This is a genomic window from Microbacterium stercoris (assembly GCF_017592545.1).
In the GTDB taxonomy this organism is placed as follows: domain Bacteria; phylum Actinomycetota; class Actinomycetes; order Actinomycetales; family Microbacteriaceae; genus Microbacterium; species Microbacterium stercoris.
Window position 1 is genome coordinate 515,166 of sequence record NZ_JAGFOA010000002.1, and the last position, 14,469, is coordinate 529,634.

Below are 14,469 nucleotides of genomic sequence, written 5' to 3' on the forward strand. Positions count from 1 at the left end.
GGTGCCCATCCGGCTCCTAGGATGAACGGCGTGCCGAGCAGATCCGCCTCCTCCCGAACCGGCGTGACGCGCGACGACGTCGCCCGCCTCGCCGGGGTCAGCGCGGCGGCGGTCAGCTACGTCATCAACGGCACGAAGAAGCTCAGCCCCGAGACCGAGGAGCGCGTGGCCGACGCGATCCGCAAGCTGGGCTATCGCCCCAATCGCGCGGCCAGGGCCCTGCGGCTCGGATCGGCCGAGACGCTCGGCATCATCGTTCCCGATGCCACGAATCCCTTCTTCGCCGCGCTGACCCACGAGGTCGAGATCGCGGCGGGCCGCCGGGGCTACAGCATGATCGCGGTCAACGCCGACGAGCTCGCCGCCGGGTACGACGCGCACCGGCTCGAGATGCTCGTGTCGCGAGGTGTCGACGGGGTGATCCTGTGCACCAGCCCGTCGCCGGACGACGCCGGGGTGCTCGAAGCGGCGGGGGTGCCGTACGTGACGCTGAATCAGCCGGGCACGGGCACGCGGCGCACCTCCGTGGGCGTCGACCTGCGAGAGGGCGCGCGGATCGCCGTCGAGCATCTCGCGCAGCACGGCCACCGCACGATCGGACTCATCGCCGGCCTGTCGTCGGAGGGGGCACGCGAGGAGCGCGAGGCGGGTTGGCGGGCGGCCGTGCAGCAGCTGGGGGCGATGCCCGGTGCGCTGGAGTGGAGCCCGTTCACGCCCGCGGGCGGCTACGAGGCCGGGCTGCGTATGGTCGCCTCCGGTGAGCTGCCGCCCGCGCTGTTCGTGAGCTCGGATCAGCTCGCCAAGGGACTGCTGAAGGCCTTCCACGAACACGGTGTGCGCGTTCCGGAGGATGTGGCTCTCGTCGCCTTCGACGGCACCGAGGACGCGGAGTACTGCTGGCCGCCGCTGACGACGGTCGCGCAGCCCGTGGCCGCGATGGCCGAGGCGGCGATCGAGGCGCTGTTCGACGGGGAGGGCGCCGGCGCGACGCAGGTGTTCGCACCCGTGCTGGTGCGGAGGCAGTCGTGCGGCTGCCCGCGCGACCTGCCCGCTCAGTCCGGCTGAGATCCGCCCCGAGTGGCGTCGGCGAGCCTCGCCGCCACGAGGCTCAGGACAGCCGCCCCGGCCATTCCCGCCGCGACCGGCACGGCGGTGTCGTCGCCCCAGAGCCCGCCGAAGGGCGAGGCCAGCGCACCGAGCGTGAACTGGAAGAGGCCGAGGGCTGCGGATCCGGACCCGGGGGCGAACGCCGCGCGCCCGAGGGTGAGAGCCGAGGCATCCGACATGATCGCCGCGCAGCTCGCCGTGAACACGCACGTCAGGGGAACCCACGCGGCCAGGCCGAGGGCGCCGGTCGATGCGAGCACCAGCAGCGCACCCGCCGATCCGGCCGCCGCGACCTGTGCCGCTCGCAGCGTGCTGCGCGTGCCGAGCCGGCGCACGAGCATCGCGTTGATCCACGCGCCCGCGACGAACGACACGGATCCGGCGGCGAAGACCAGCGAGTAGGTCAACGGCGACGCCCCGAACACGTTCTGCACAACGAACGACGAAGACCCGATGTAGAGGATCAGCCCCGCATAGCCGAGTGCGAACGCGAGGCACAGGCACACGAACGCGCGATCCCGGATCAGCCGCCGCAGGTTCGCGACGAGTGGGCCGAGTCGCGCCGGGTGCCGTCGCTCCGGCGGCAGCGTCTCGGGCAGGGCCACCGCGGCCACCACGAGCATGGCCACCGCCACGAGGGCGAGCCCGAGAAGCGCCGCACGCCACCCGCCCCACGTCGTCAGCAGCGCTCCCAGCGGGCTGCCGAGCACCGGGCCGAGGCCCATCGTGGCGATGAGGACGCTGATGCCCCGGGCGGCTCGCTCGCCCGTGGCGAGGTCGGCGACGATCGCCCGCGCGAGTGCGGCGCCGGCCGATCCGCACAGGCCCTGCACCAGGCGCAGCGCCACCACCCATTCCAGCGACGGCGCCGCGGCCGCCGCGAAGCCGGCGAGTGCGAAGAGCGAGAACGCCGTGAGCAGCGTGCGGCGTCGGCCGAGGGCGTCCGAGACGGTGCCGATGGCGAACTGACCGAGCGCCGATCCTGCGAGGTAGGCGGTGAGCGTCAGCTGCACCGCCGCGGCCGTCGCGCCGAAGTCGGCCTGGAGATCCGGGAAGGCGGGCAGGTAGAGATCGGTGGACAGCGCCCCGGCCATGCCGACGAAGCCGAGCGCCGCCAGGCGGCCGCGCGTGAGCCGGTCGGCGGCCGGGGCGGGGTCAGCCGACGCGGGCCTCATCGGGCCGGAAGCCGCGCTTGGCCAGCTGGATCTGCTCGTACACGTGATGGCGCAGCTCGGTGAACCGCGGAAGCGCACGCGTCTCCAGCTGATCGCGCTGGGCCGGCAGGTCGATCGTCAGGTCCTCCTGGATCACCGTGGGCGAGGACGACAGGATGATCACGCGGGAGGCGAGATACACCGACTCGTCGATGTCGTGCGTGACGAACAGCACGGTCACCCCGAGTCGCTCCCGGATCGAGCGCACGAGGTCCTCGAGGTCGGCGCGGGTCTGCGCGTCGACGGCCGCGAACGGCTCGTCCATCAGCAGCACCTCGGGCTGGTACGCGATCGCACGGGCGATCGCCACGCGCTGCTGCATGCCGCCCGACAGCTGCCAGGGGTACGACTTCGGCACATGCGCGAGCCCCACGCTCTCGAGCGCCTCGGCGACGAGCTCGGCGCGGCGCGCCTTCGGCACCCCGGCGTTCTTCAGCGGCAGCTCCACGTTCTCGGCGACCCGCAGCCAGGGGAACAGCGATCGGCCGTACTCCTGGAAGACGACCGCCATCTTCTTGGGCGGTCCCGTGACCTTCTTCCCATCGAGCACGATCTCGCCATTCGTCGGCTCGAGCAGGCCCGCGATGCACTTGAGCAGCGTCGTCTTGCCCGATCCGGAGGGGCCGACCAGGCACGTGAGCTCGTTGCGGCCGAGATCGAAGGTCAGATCGCGCACCGCCTCGATGTCGCCGCTGTCGGTCTCGTAGACCTTCCTCAGGCCGCGCACCGAGAGCAGCGTCTGCTCGGGCGGGAGCGTGCGTCCGCGACCGGCGGCGGGGAGCGAGTCGTTCTCAGGAGGCATTCTGCAGATCCTTCAGTCCGTGGTACCAGCGCAGGACGCGGCGCTCGACGAGCTTGAACAGCAGCGACACCGCGAATCCGATCAGTCCCAGAAGCAGAATGCCGGCCCACATCTGGGGCACCGCGAAGCTGCGCTGGAACTGGATGATGGAGAACCCGAGGCCCGACGACGAGAAGAACATCTCGCTGATCACCATGAGGATGATGCCGACGGGCAGGCTCTGCCGCACGCCCGCCAGGATCTGCGGGGCGGCGGAGGGGAGGATCTGGTACCGCACGCGGCTGAGACCGTGGATCCCGTAGGAGCGGCTCGTCTCGGTCTGCACCGAGTCGGCCGCGCGCACACCCTCGACCGTGTTGAGCAGCACGGGCCAGATCGCGCCGATCACGATGACCGCGATCTTCATCTCGTCGCCCACGCCCGCCAGCAGTCCCAGGATGGGGATGAGCACGGGTGGCGGGGTCGCGCGGAAGAACTCGAACACGGGCTCGGTGAACGCGCGCAGGCCCGAGCTGAGCCCCACGAGGAGTCCGATCAGCACCCCGAGCACGATGGCCAGCGCCGTGCCCGCCGCGAACCGTCCGAGGCTGGGCAGCACGTCGGAGACGAACCGGTCGCCGATCCAGGTCTCGAAGAACTCGGTGATCAGCGGCACGGGCTTCGGCACGAAGATGCTCGTGGTGCCGAGGGTGGCGAGCCACCAGATCAGGATCAGGATGATCGGCAGGCCGAGCGCGTAGGCGAGGGAGAGGAGCGTGCGGCGCATCATGCCTCCCCGCGCACCGACTGGTGCCACGACAGCAGGCGACGCTCGGCGGCGCGCACGGCGAGGTTGATGGCGACGCCCAGCAGTCCCGTCAGCAGGACGAGCGCGTAGGTCGACGCGTACAGGCCTGCCTGCTGGGCGAGCGCGATCTGATTGCCGAGGCCGGGGGTGCCGATGACGAGCTCGGCCGTGACCGCCAGGATCAGCGCGACCGCCGCCGCGAGCCGCAGGCCCGTGAGCAGGTAGGGGAGCATCGTCGGGAACACCACGTCGCGCACCCGCTGCGCCCACGAGAAGCCGTAGCTGCGCGCGGTGCTCATCGCGACCGAGTCGACGTCGGCGACGCCGTAGAGCACCTGGATGAAGATCTGCCAGAACGCCCCGTAGGTGATGATGAGCAGGCTCTGCTGGAGCGGCACCCCGAACGCCAGCACCGCGAGCGGGATGAGCCCCACCGAGGGGATGGGGCGCAGGAACTCGACCGTCGACCGCGTCGCCTTCGTGAGGAACGGCGAGAGGCCGATCACCACGCCGAGCGGCGCCGCGAGCGCGAGCGCGAGCAGCATGCCCAGCGCCCAGGACAGCACGGTCTGGCCGAAGGCGACCCAGGTGCCGGTGAGCGCGGCGTTGGATGCGAAGGTGGCGAGCACCTCGGTGGCCGGGGGCAGGTTCGTGGGATCCACCAACCCGGTTCGCGAGGCGAGCTCCCATGCGAGCAGGAAGACGACGACGCCGGCGAGGCCCAGCAGCAGGTTGCGCGGCCGGAGCCGGCGCCTCCTGCTGCGGGCCTGCGCGACGGCCACCGCGCGGGTGATCGTGTCGTGCGGGGACAGAGCGGTCATCGGCGCGGAGATCGTGCTCAGGGGATGATGACGGTGCCGAGGTCCGGCGCGGTCTCGAGGAAGCCGAACTCGAGGGCGACGTCGCTCAGATCCGTGATGAGCTGCGGGTCGAGCTCGCCGTCGAGGCGCTCGAGACGCAGGTTCGCGGCTGCCGCCTCGGGCATGCCGGTGAACTCGGCGATCGTCTGGCCGAAGCCCTCGCGGTCGTCGGTGGCGGCCTTGAGCGTGTCGGCGACGGCCTCGCGCCACAGGGACACGAGCTCGGCGTCCTCGGCGACGGCGCCGGAGGTGAAGGTCACCATCGTGGGCAGGCCCGGGATCGCGTTCTGGTTCGGGTAGCCGACGACGCTGTACTTGTCGGGCGCCGCGAGAGCCATCGAGAGGAACGGCTCGGGGATCCAGACGGCGTCGACGTTGCCGGCGTCGAGCTGCGCGAGGGCGTCGGGGAAGGCGATCTCGATGTACTCGACGGCAGCGGGGTCGCCGCCGTCCTCCTTGACCGAGGCGCCGATCGTCAGGTCGCCCTGGGTCTTGACCGCGTTGACCGACACGCTGTGTCCGGCCAGATCCTTCCAGGACGTGATGCCGCTGTCGGCGCGGGTGACGACCGCGTTGATGTCGTCGCCCTCGGCGAGCGAGAACGAGTAGCCGGAGGCGATGCGCACATCGACCCCCTGGCTGGCGGCCGTCAGCACGGACAGCGGGTTGCCGACGCCGAAGTCGATCTGGCCGGTCGAGACGGCGGGCAGCATGGCCGCGCCGCCCTGGGCGATCTGGGTCGTGACGTCGAGGCCGTGCTCCTCGAAGATGCCCTCGTCGATTCCGTACTGCACGGCGGCGGCGGGGGCGATGGAGAGCAGACCGACCGTGATCGGCGTGAGCTCTCCGCCGCCCTCGGCGGGGGCCGTGTCAGCGGGGGCGGTGTCAGCCGGGCCGCTGGGCGAGCCGCTGGCGCAGGCGGTGAGGGCGAGGAGGGCGGCGGCCGCAAGAGCGGCGGCGGACAGAAGACGGGTGCGGGGGGACATGGTGCTCAGCGACTCCTTTGTGACTGAGGAACGCCGACGGGCGCGGCGATTGAGCCCAGTGAACACCGAATCATTGAAACCGTCAATGGTTGCCATTCTCACCGAGCCAGTGCAGACTGCTCATGAATATCATCCCGAATGATACTTTCGGGCGCACGGCGTTGTGCTGCCCGACCCCCTCGCACATCGATGTGGAGATCGTCATGAAGCTCAGCAAGCTCGCGCTGGCGGCGTCGGCCGCCCTGACCGCGCTGCTCCTCGGGTCGTGCTCGTCCAGCCCGGCCGCCCCGGAGCAGCCGGAAGGCGGCGAGGCCGACGCACAGGCCCCCGCCTACGACCTTCTGCCCCAGGAGATCAAGGACGAGGGCGTCATCACCATCGCCGGAGACACGCACCCGCCTTACCGCACCATCGAGGAGGGCGGGGAGATCACGGGCATCGACCCGGACATCCAGAAGGCCCTGTCGGAGCAGCTCGGAGTGCCGTTCGAGATCAGCACCTCCTCCGGGCTCGACGCCATGCTCTCGGGCATGCTCTCCGGCCGCTACGACGCCTTCAACGGCCCCGTCCGCACCACCGAGGAGCGCGAGGCCGAGTTCGACGCGGTGGTCTGGATGACGACCCGCACGTCCTACGTCTACCTGGCGGAGCGATCCGACGAGCTGAGCGATCCCGAGGCGGTGTGCGGCGCGCGTGTCGCGGGCGTGACGGGCTCGGTCACCGAGAGCCAGCTCGCGCGCTACGCCGAGTGGTGCGCGCAGCAGGGGCTCGAGGCGCCGGAGTTCGTGGGGCTCGAGGACACCAACTCGACCTACCTCGCGGTCAACTCCGATCGCGCCGACTATGCCGGCACCACTCAGACGGCCGCGATGGACCTCCAGTCGGCCAAGCCCGACACCTACGAGTTCGTTGTGCAGTCGGACGAGCAGGGCGCCGGGATCGACCAGCTCGCGATGTTCATGCCGAAGGACAACGAGCTCGCGCCGGCGATGCTCGCGGCGTTCCAGGGCATCTTCGACAACGGCGAGTACGAGCGGATCATGACCGAGTGGAACCTCACCGACGTCATGGTCGAGGAGCCCGTGCTCAACCCCATGACCGCAGGATGACCGGCGCGCTTGTGATGACCACCACCCAGGCCCCGCCCGACATCGATGTGGCCACCGCCCGCAACCGCCTGCGACCGGCGCGGATCCTCGGTGGAGCGATCCTGCTGCTCGTCCTCCTGGGTGTGCTGTGGTTCCTGGTCAGCAACGAGCGCTTCGAATGGGACGTCGTCGCCGAGTACCTGTTCAATCCCAGCGTCCTGGTGGGCCTCGGGATGAGCATCCTCCTCACCGTGGTGGGCATGGTGCTCGGCTCGGTGCTCGGCACCGTGCTGGCCGCCGGACAGCTGTCGGACTTCTGGCCGGTCAGGGCCGCGTGCGTGGCCTTCGTGGGCGTCTTCCGCGGCATCCCTCCGCTCGTCCAGCTGATCTTCTGGTTCAACCTCGCCTACCTGCTGCCGCGCATCTCGGTCGGGGTGCCGTTCGGCCCCGAGCTGTTCAGCTGGTCGACGAACGACCTCATCACCCCGCTCACGGCGGCGATCATCGGGCTCTCGCTGCACGAGGCCGCCTACATGGCGGAGATCATTCGGGCGGGCATCCTGTCGGTGGAGCAGGGGCAGCGCGACGCCGCCGCCGCGATGGGGTTCAGCAGGTGGCACACCTTCAGCCGCATCGTGCTGCCGCAGGCGATGCGCGTGATCATCCCGCCCACCGGCTCGCAGGTGATCGCCCTGCTGAAGGGGACATCGCTCGTCAGCGTCATCGCGATGGGCGACCTGCTCCATGCCGTGCAGGTGATCTACAACCGCACCTACGAGGTCGTGCCGATGCTCATCGTGGCGGTGATCTGGTACCTGGTCGTCGTGACGGTGCTGACCGTCGTCCAACGCCGTGTCGAAGAGCACTTCGGCCGGGGAAACGCCCGCGTGGCCGCTCGCCGGCCCGCCCGCCGCGCGAAGGAGGCGCTGTCATGACCGGCGAGTCATCCGGACTGATCGTCACCCCCGGGGTGGTGGATGAGGTGCCCGTGCTGGAGGTCGCGAACGTCGTGAAGCGCTTCGGCGACACGACGGCTCTCGACGGCGCGAGCCTCAAGGTGTACGAGGGCGAGGTCGTCGCCATCCTCGGCCCCTCCGGATCCGGCAAATCCACCCTCGTGCGCTGCGTCGACCAGCTCGAGGCGATCGACGGGGGCGCCATGTTCCTCGACGGGGAGCTGCTGGGCTACGAGCGGATCCACGGGCACCTGCGGCCCCTGACCGACGCCGGGCGCCGCCGCCAGCGCCGCCGGATGAGCATGGTGTTCCAGCAGTTCAACCTGTTCCCGCACTGGAGTGTGCTGCGCAACATCACCGAGGCTCCGGTCGCGGTGCACGGTATTCCGGAGCGCGAGGCGCGCGCCCGGGCGATGGAGCTGCTCGAGCGCGTGGGGCTCTCGGACAAGGCGGACGCCTATCCGCGCCACCTCTCGGGCGGTCAGCAGCAGCGCGTCGCGATCGCCCGCGGAGTCGCCGTGGATCCGCGCATCCTGCTGTTCGACGAGCCGACGAGCGCCCTCGATCCCGAACTCGTCGACGAGGTGCTGCAGACCATGAAGCAGCTCGCCTCGACCGGCCGGACCATGGTCGTGGTGACGCACGAGCTGGAGTTCGCGCGCAACGTCGCCGACCGCTGCGTCTTCATGGCCGAGGGGAAGGTGATCGAGGACCGGCCGGCGGATGAGTTCTTCCGCGATCCGCGGTCGGCGCGGCTGCGCGCCTTCCTCGCCCGATCGGGGCGTTCGCCGATCGAGGTGGAGGGATGACCCGGATCCTCGCGACGGGAGATCTGGTCCTGGAGCGCCCCGACAGCGCGCCGCTGTTCGGCCCCGCCGCCCCCGTGCTGGCGCAGGCCGACGTGCTGATCGGCCAGCTCGAGGTGCCGCACACCGAGGCGACCGTGTCGATGTCGACCGACGTGCCCGCCCTTCCCGCCCCGCCGAGCGCGCTGGACGGCGTCGCGGCCGCCGGGTTCGATGTGCTCACGCTCGCGGGCAATCACGTCTTCGACTTCGGCGGGGAGGGCATCGCGGACACGCGGGCCCACTGCCGGGCGCGCGGGATGGCCGTCACCGGCGCGGGAGCCGACCTCGCGGAGGCGTGGGAGCCTGCCGTCGTCGAGCGCCACGGGAGACGTGTGGTGGTGCTGAGCGTGAACTGCGTCGGGCCGCGCGAGTCCTGGGCAGGAACCGACAAGCCCGGATGCGCGTACGTGGAGGTCGTGACGCACTACGAGCCGCGCGGCGCGAATCCCGGGGGACCGCCGCGCGTCTACACCTTCGCCGAGCCGCAGAGCCTTCGCCGGATGGCGGCGGAGATCGCACGGCACACGGCGGAGGACGCGTCGGTGGTCGTCGCGCTCCACAAGGGGCTCGTCCATCAACCCGTGGACATCGCGGCGTACGAGCGCGAGGTGGCCCACGCCGCGATCGACGCCGGGGCGGCCGCCGTGATCGCGCACCATGCGCACATCCTGAAGGGGATCGAGGTGCACCGCGGGCGGCCCATCTTCCACGGGCTCGGCAATTTCGCCACGGTGACCTCCGCGCTGTCGGGAGCAGAGGACGACACCCCCGAGCGTCGTGCCTGGGCGCGCGAGCGCCGCAGGCTGTTCGGCTTCGAGCCCGACCCGGCGATGCCGGAGTACCCCTTCCACCCCGACAGCCGTCACACCGCGATCGCGGTGCTGGACATCGACGAGACCGGGCGACTGCGCGCCGGGCTCATCCCGTGCTGGATCGACGACCACGCCCGGCCCGTGCCCCTGACGAGAGCCGACGGCGGCGAGCGGGTTGCGGGATACATCCGCGACATCACGCGCGATGCGGGTCTGAGCACCGCCTTCGACTGGGACGACGACCGCCTGACCATCCGCCTCGAGGAGGGCACGAGATGACTACTGCACCGCTCGCGGGCAAGACCGTGATCGACCTCACCACGGCGCTGGCCGGGCCCTACGCGACGCTGCTGCTGGCGGGGCTGGGCGCGCGGGTGATCAAGGTGGAGAACCCCTCGCGCGGCGGCGACTCGTCGCGGAACAACTCGCCCTACGTGACCGCCGACGGGCTCAGCCTGCGCCGCACGTCACCGGAGGACATGTCGGTGTCGATGATGCTGCGCGGCCGCGGCAAGGAGTCGATCACGCTCAACCTCAAGCACCCCGAGAGCCGCGAGGTGCTGTTCGACCTGATCCGCGATGCGGACATCGTCGTCGAGAACTACAGCGCGGGCGTGACCCGTCGGCTGGGGATCGACTACGCGTCGGTGCGGGGCCTGAACGAGAAGCTCGTCTACACGTCGATCAGCGGCTTCGGCGCCACCGGCGACCACGGCGATCGCAAGGCGATGGACACGATCATCCAGGCCCTCAGCGGAGTCATGACCACCGCCGGCGAGCCCGGTGATCCGCCCGTGCGCTTCGGCCTGCCCGTCGGCGACCTCGTCGCGCCCCTGTTCGCGGTGATCGGCACGCTCGCGGCCGTCCTGCAGGCCGAGCAGACCGGCCAGGGGCAGCACGTGGACGTGTCGATGCTCGGCGCGCTGACCTCCCTCGTCGCCTGCGAGCCGTTCGATGCGCTCGAGTCGGTCGGCTTCCCGCTGCGCACCGGAGCGTACGTGCCTCGTCTCGCGCCCTTCGGCACCTTCCGCGCGGTGGACGGGTGGTTCGCCATCTGCGCGCCGACCGATCAGTTCGCGGCGGGTGTGCTGCGGGCGATCGGGCGGGAGGAGCTGCTCGCATCGGCCGACTTCGGCACACGCGACGCCCGCGTCGCCAACGCCGACCGGCTCCACGGGCTGATCGCCGGATGGGCCGTGGAACGGCCGCTCGAGGAGGTGCTCGGGCAGCTCGACAGGCACGGAGCGCCCGCGGCTCCGGTGCGCTCGACCGCCGAGGCCGTGCGCGATCCGCAGGTGACCGCGCGCGCCGAGGTCGTGCCGCTCGTCCATCCCACCTTCGGGCACTTCGAGGGGCTCTACGGCGCGGGGCTGCCGGTGGTCTTCTCCGAGAGCCGGGTCGATCTGTCGCGACCGGCGCCGGGCCTCGGCGAGCACACCGAGGCCGTGCTGCGGGCCGCGGGCTACGACGATCAGCGGATCGGGCGACTGCGCGCGGACGGCGTGCTGTGACGGTGCGTGCGCCGGGCGACGGCCGCCCGCGCATCGGCGTGATCGGGGCGGACCTGCCGCGGCAGCTCGTCCTGGCCGCGGGCGCGACGCCGGTGCGGATCCTCGGGTCGTGGTCCGGTGCCGTGTCGGATGAGGCTGGCCAGCTTCCGGGCGCCGTCGACGTCGTGGCGGCCCGCATCCTCGATGGCGCGCTGGCCGGTGCGCACGACGACCTCGCCGCTCTGATCGTGTGCAACGACTCGACCGCTCACCTGCGGGTGTTCTACGTGCTGCGCATCCTCGCGGAGCGCGGCCGGGTGCCGTATCCGGTGCACCTGCTGGATGCCCCCCGCGGCGGCGGTGCGCCGCGCGAGCGCTTCGTCGCGCGCCAGTATGAGCGCCTCGCGGCGTTCTGCTCCGCCGTCACGGGCACACGTCCCGACGCGCCGCTCTTGGACGAGGCTGCGGAGCGCGAGCTGCGCCTCGGCGAGGCGCTCGAGCGTCTGCGCGCTCGCCGCCGGACGGGGCGATGCTCCGGTTCGGCCGCCCTCGCCGCCTACCGTGCGGCGGCCACCCTTGCGCCCGAGCAGGCGCTCGCGGTGGTGGATGCGGCCGTCGAGGATGTGCCGGGCACCCCGGTGTTCGTCACGGGCAGCGCGCATCCGGATGCGTCGGCGTATGAGGCGATCGAGGCCGCCGGCCTCGCGGTGGTGGGGGAGGACCACGACACCGGCGACTCCGCATGGCTCGGGGACGCCGTGCCCGCGGGGGACGTGGATGCGACGATCTCGCTGCTGGCACGCCGGCACTCCACGCGCGCGCCGCTTGCGGCGCGCTCCCTCACCGCCGAGCGCACCGCGCACCTCGAGCGGCGTCTCGGAGAGGCGGACGCGCGCGGGGTGATCGCCCTGGTGCGAGAGCTCGATGACGCACCGGCGTGGGACGCCGCCGCTCAGCATCGGGTCGCGCAGCGGCGGGGTCTGCCCTTGGAGGCGCGCGTCCGCATCGGCCCCGACGCCGGTGTGCGAGCGGCCGGCGAGGCGGCGGCGGCGCTCGCGGGGATCCTGCGCGGGGAGGCGACACATGAGTGAGCGGCTGGCGGCGGCGGTCGCGGCGACGCGCCACCAGAAGGAGTGGTTCGCGCAGACCGCCGCACGCGCCCGGGACGGCGAGCAGATCGCGATCGTCAATGCGGACGTGCCGCACGAGATCCTTCGCGCCCTCGACATCCCCTACGTCGTGACGCAGTGGTGGTCGTCGATCATCGCGGCCAAGCAGGTGGGACCCGCGGCGATGGAGCGCGTCGCCGCGCGCGGGCTCCCGGACTTCAGCCTGCAGTACGACGCGATGCCCCTCGGCGAGCAGGACCTCCCGGCCGATCTGCGGCCCTGGGGCGGGCTTCCCGCCCCCGCCTTCGCGATCGCCGAGCGCAGCGGCGACGTGACGCAGAAGATCTTCGAGCAGTGGGGCGCGCGGCCGGGCACCGAGGCGTTCCTGCTGTCGCGCACGGCCGCCGATCCGGTTCCGTCGCGATGGTGGGAGCTCGTGCCGCACGAGTGGGAGACGGCCTTCGGCACCGATCGGCTGGATCTGCTGCAGGCGGAGATCGAGGAGCTGATCGGCTGGCTGGAGGAGCGGACGGGACGGCGGCTCGATCGTGAGCGGCTCGCTGAGATCCTGCGGCTCGGCAACGAGCACGCGGAGTGGAACCGCCGCACGCGCGATCTCATCGCCGAGGCCCGCCCGACGCCGGTCAGCGTGACCGACACGATGCCCGCGGTCATGGTGCCGCAGTGGCATCGCGGCACGCAGTGGGCCGTCGACGCGGCGCGCTCTCTGCACGACGAGGTCGCCGAGCGCATCGCCCGGCGTCACGCGGTGTGCCCGACGGAACGGCGTCGCCTGATGTGGATCGGACGGGGCCTGTGGTCGGATCTGGCGATGTACCAGCGGTTCCAGGAGGAGCACGGCGCGGTGTTCGTGTGGTCGATGTACCTGGCCATCGCCGCGGACGGGTACCGCCGCTACGGAGAGGATCCCATCCGCACGCTCGCCGCGCGCTTCGTCGGGATCACCGACCAGCTCTACGTGCCGCCGTGGTCGTCGGAGTGGTACCTGAAGGAGGCACGGAGCCACGACGTCGACGGCGTTGTGCACCTCGTCGCGGACGACACCCCGGGCGGCGTCTTCATCACGGAGGCCCTCGAGGCCGCGGGCATCCCGGTGCTGGAGATCCGGGCGAACAACGCGGACGCGCGCTCCACCGGGGCGGCGCGGATCCCCGAGCGCATCGACGAGTTCCTGCGCACCCGCGTGCCCGGCCGCGCCTGAGGCCGCGCATGGGGGCGTTCGAGCCGCTGCGGCAGCGCGGCTTCTCGCTGTACTTCGCGGGGCAGGTCGTCTCGAATGTCGGCACCTGGTTCCAGAACCTCGCGCTGCAGCTCGTTGTGCTCGCCGCCACCGGCAGCGCGCAGACCCTCAGCGGTGTCACGATCGCGCAGTTCCTGCCGATCCTCGTGTTCGGGGTCGCGGCGGGGCGGCTGGCGGATCGGGTGCGGCCGCGCACGATCCTGCTGTGCACCTCCGCGCTCGCCGCGGGCGTGACGGCCGCGCTCGCGCTGGTCGTCGGGGAGCCGGATCCGGGCATCCCCGTGCTCTATGCGCTCGTCGCGGTGCTCGGCACGGTGCAGGCCTTCGAGCGCATCGCCGGGCAGGCGATCATCTTCGAGCTCGTGGGCGCCGCAGCCCTCGCGCGCGCCGTCTCGATCAGCACCATCGCGCTCGCGGCGGCCCGGTCGATCGGGCCGGGGCTTGCGGGGATCGCCTTCGCGCAGCTCGGCGCGTCGGCCTGCATGCTGCTCAACGCCGCTTCCTTCGTGGCGGTGGGGCTCTCGCTGCTGCTGATCCGGCCCGCGAGCCTGCACGAGCGCCCCGCCCGGTCGGATGCCGCACCGGTGCGCACGACCGATCTGCTGCGGCACCGGTCGGTCTCGACGCTGCTCATCGCCAACGTCGTGATCGCGCTGTTCGCCATGAACTTCGGCCTCGTGCTCACGGCGACGGTCGACCTGTCGTACGGGGGAGATGCGACCGCCGTGGGCGCCACGCACGCCCTCAACGCGATCGGGGCGATCATCGGCGGCGGGATCGCGGCGGCGCTGCCCCGCGTCGACGTGCGCTCCCTCGCCCCCGCCGCCGCGGTGTTCGGCGGCGCGCTGCTGCTCAATGCCGCGGCGCCCACCCTCGCGCTCTTCCTGCTCGCGGGGCCGGTGCTGGGGCTGGCGATCGGCTACTACCAGGGCGTGCTCAACGCCGCGGCGCAGTCGTCGGTGGCGCCCGCGGCCATCGGGCGCGTGATGTCGCTCGTCACGCTCGGCAACTACGGGATGGTGCCGTTCGGCGCGCTGCTGATGGGCTGGGTCATCGACGCGTCGTCCGGGCTGGTGTCGCTGCTGATCGGGGGCGTCGCGGCGCTGGCGTGCGCCGTGCTCATCGCGGTGCGGGCGCCGCGTGCCTGAG

General features: G+C 71.8%; 14 protein-coding genes. 9 read left to right on the forward strand and 5 right to left on the reverse strand.

The features are described 5' to 3' along the window. The first annotated feature begins 21 nt into the window (after positions 1-21). Entirely contained in the window at positions 22-1,065 is a 1,044-nt protein-coding gene (locus tag J5V96_RS06580; protein ID WP_208501911.1) for a LacI family DNA-binding transcriptional regulator, read from the forward strand. Here the strand turns inward: J5V96_RS06580 and J5V96_RS06585 are convergent. From J5V96_RS06585 to J5V96_RS06605, 5 genes are read right to left on the reverse strand one after another with little or no spacing between them, the layout of a single operon-like run. Next, the gene (locus tag J5V96_RS06585) at positions 1,053-2,282 is read right to left on the reverse strand and encodes a multidrug effflux MFS transporter (protein WP_208501913.1); all 1,230 of its coding nucleotides are present in this window, start codon (positions 2,280-2,282) and stop codon (positions 1,053-1,055) included. The two genes, J5V96_RS06580 and J5V96_RS06585, sit on opposite strands and share 13 nt — an antisense overlap. Further along, positions 2,263-3,123, reverse strand: coding sequence for an ABC transporter ATP-binding protein (locus J5V96_RS06590; RefSeq protein ID WP_208501915.1), 861 nt, complete (start codon positions 3,121-3,123; stop codon positions 2,263-2,265). Before J5V96_RS06590 ends, J5V96_RS06585 begins: the two co-directional genes overlap by 20 nt. After that, positions 3,113-3,889 (reverse strand): ABC transporter permease, encoded by a 777-nt coding sequence (locus J5V96_RS06595; protein ID WP_208501917.1) that lies wholly within the window; start codon positions 3,887-3,889, stop codon positions 3,113-3,115. The genes J5V96_RS06590 and J5V96_RS06595 overlap by 11 nt, the downstream gene beginning before the upstream one ends. Continuing rightward, positions 3,889-4,731 carry an ABC transporter permease gene (locus J5V96_RS06600; RefSeq protein WP_208501919.1) on the reverse strand — a complete coding sequence of 281 codons (843 nt, stop codon included), beginning with the start codon at positions 4,729-4,731 and terminating at the stop codon, positions 3,889-3,891. The genes J5V96_RS06595 and J5V96_RS06600 overlap by 1 nt, the downstream gene beginning before the upstream one ends. A 17-nt stretch (positions 4,732-4,748) precedes the next feature. Then, the gene (locus J5V96_RS06605; protein ID WP_208501921.1) at positions 4,749-5,756 is read right to left on the reverse strand and encodes an ABC transporter substrate-binding protein; all 1,008 of its coding nucleotides are present in this window, start codon (positions 5,754-5,756) and stop codon (positions 4,749-4,751) included. A 203-nt stretch (positions 5,757-5,959) separates the two neighbouring features. Here J5V96_RS06605 and J5V96_RS06610 point away from each other — a divergent pair, with 203 nt between their 5' ends. Genes J5V96_RS06610 through J5V96_RS06645 form a run of 8 tightly spaced genes read left to right on the forward strand, consistent with a single transcriptional unit; the run spans position 5,960 to position 14,468 of the window. After that, the gene (locus J5V96_RS06610; protein ID WP_208501923.1) at positions 5,960-6,865 is read left to right on the forward strand and encodes a transporter substrate-binding domain-containing protein; all 906 of its coding nucleotides are present in this window, start codon (positions 5,960-5,962) and stop codon (positions 6,863-6,865) included. After that, complete coding sequence (locus tag J5V96_RS06615) at positions 6,862-7,779, forward strand: amino acid ABC transporter permease (protein ID WP_208501925.1); 918 nt, start codon at positions 6,862-6,864, stop codon at positions 7,777-7,779. The genes J5V96_RS06610 and J5V96_RS06615 overlap by 4 nt, the downstream gene beginning before the upstream one ends. Next, positions 7,776-8,609 carry an amino acid ABC transporter ATP-binding protein gene (locus J5V96_RS06620; RefSeq protein WP_208501927.1) on the forward strand — a complete coding sequence of 278 codons (834 nt, stop codon included), beginning with the start codon at positions 7,776-7,778 and terminating at the stop codon, positions 8,607-8,609. The genes J5V96_RS06615 and J5V96_RS06620 overlap by 4 nt, the downstream gene beginning before the upstream one ends. Further along, positions 8,606-9,739 carry a CapA family protein gene (locus J5V96_RS06625; RefSeq protein WP_208501929.1) on the forward strand — a complete coding sequence of 378 codons (1,134 nt, stop codon included), beginning with the start codon at positions 8,606-8,608 and terminating at the stop codon, positions 9,737-9,739. Before J5V96_RS06620 ends, J5V96_RS06625 begins: the two co-directional genes overlap by 4 nt. Continuing rightward, positions 9,736-10,971, forward strand: a complete 1,236-nt coding sequence (locus J5V96_RS06630; RefSeq protein WP_208501931.1) for a CaiB/BaiF CoA transferase family protein — start codon at positions 9,736-9,738, stop codon at positions 10,969-10,971. Before J5V96_RS06625 ends, J5V96_RS06630 begins: the two co-directional genes overlap by 4 nt. Beyond that, on the forward strand, positions 10,968-12,041 hold the full coding sequence (locus tag J5V96_RS06635) for a 2-hydroxyacyl-CoA dehydratase family protein (RefSeq protein ID WP_208501933.1): 1,074 nt from the start codon (positions 10,968-10,970) through the stop codon (positions 12,039-12,041). The genes J5V96_RS06630 and J5V96_RS06635 overlap by 4 nt, the downstream gene beginning before the upstream one ends. Continuing rightward, positions 12,034-13,281: a 2-hydroxyacyl-CoA dehydratase family protein gene (locus J5V96_RS06640; protein ID WP_208501935.1), complete on the forward strand. Its 1,248-nt coding sequence runs from the start codon at positions 12,034-12,036 to the stop codon at positions 13,279-13,281. Before J5V96_RS06635 ends, J5V96_RS06640 begins: the two co-directional genes overlap by 8 nt. A gap of 8 nt (positions 13,282-13,289) precedes the next feature. After that, positions 13,290-14,468 carry an MFS transporter gene (locus J5V96_RS06645; protein WP_208501937.1) on the forward strand — a complete coding sequence of 393 codons (1,179 nt, stop codon included), beginning with the start codon at positions 13,290-13,292 and terminating at the stop codon, positions 14,466-14,468. Position 14,469: the final 1 nt, after the last annotated feature.

Coding starts and splice junctions, on each gene's coding strand:
- J5V96_RS06580 (WP_208501911.1), top strand. CDS start 22: ATGAACGGCGTGCCGAGCAGATCCGCCTCCTCCCGAACCGGCGTGACG.
- J5V96_RS06585 (WP_208501913.1), bottom strand. CDS start 2,282: ATGAGGCCCGCGTCGGCTGACCCCGCCCCGGCCGCCGACCGGCTCACG.
- J5V96_RS06590 (WP_208501915.1), bottom strand. CDS start 3,123: ATGCCTCCTGAGAACGACTCGCTCCCCGCCGCCGGTCGCGGACGCACG.
- J5V96_RS06595 (WP_208501917.1), bottom strand. CDS start 3,889: ATGCGCCGCACGCTCCTCTCCCTCGCCTACGCGCTCGGCCTGCCGATC.
- J5V96_RS06600 (WP_208501919.1), bottom strand. CDS start 4,731: ATGACCGCTCTGTCCCCGCACGACACGATCACCCGCGCGGTGGCCGTC.
- J5V96_RS06605 (WP_208501921.1), bottom strand. CDS start 5,756: ATGTCCCCCCGCACCCGTCTTCTGTCCGCCGCCGCTCTTGCGGCCGCC.
- J5V96_RS06610 (WP_208501923.1), top strand. CDS start 5,960: ATGAAGCTCAGCAAGCTCGCGCTGGCGGCGTCGGCCGCCCTGACCGCG.
- J5V96_RS06615 (WP_208501925.1), top strand. CDS start 6,862: ATGACCGGCGCGCTTGTGATGACCACCACCCAGGCCCCGCCCGACATC.
- J5V96_RS06620 (WP_208501927.1), top strand. CDS start 7,776: ATGACCGGCGAGTCATCCGGACTGATCGTCACCCCCGGGGTGGTGGAT.
- J5V96_RS06625 (WP_208501929.1), top strand. CDS start 8,606: ATGACCCGGATCCTCGCGACGGGAGATCTGGTCCTGGAGCGCCCCGAC.
- J5V96_RS06630 (WP_208501931.1), top strand. CDS start 9,736: ATGACTACTGCACCGCTCGCGGGCAAGACCGTGATCGACCTCACCACG.
- J5V96_RS06640 (WP_208501935.1), top strand. CDS start 12,034: ATGAGTGAGCGGCTGGCGGCGGCGGTCGCGGCGACGCGCCACCAGAAG.
- J5V96_RS06645 (WP_208501937.1), top strand. CDS start 13,290: ATGGGGGCGTTCGAGCCGCTGCGGCAGCGCGGCTTCTCGCTGTACTTC.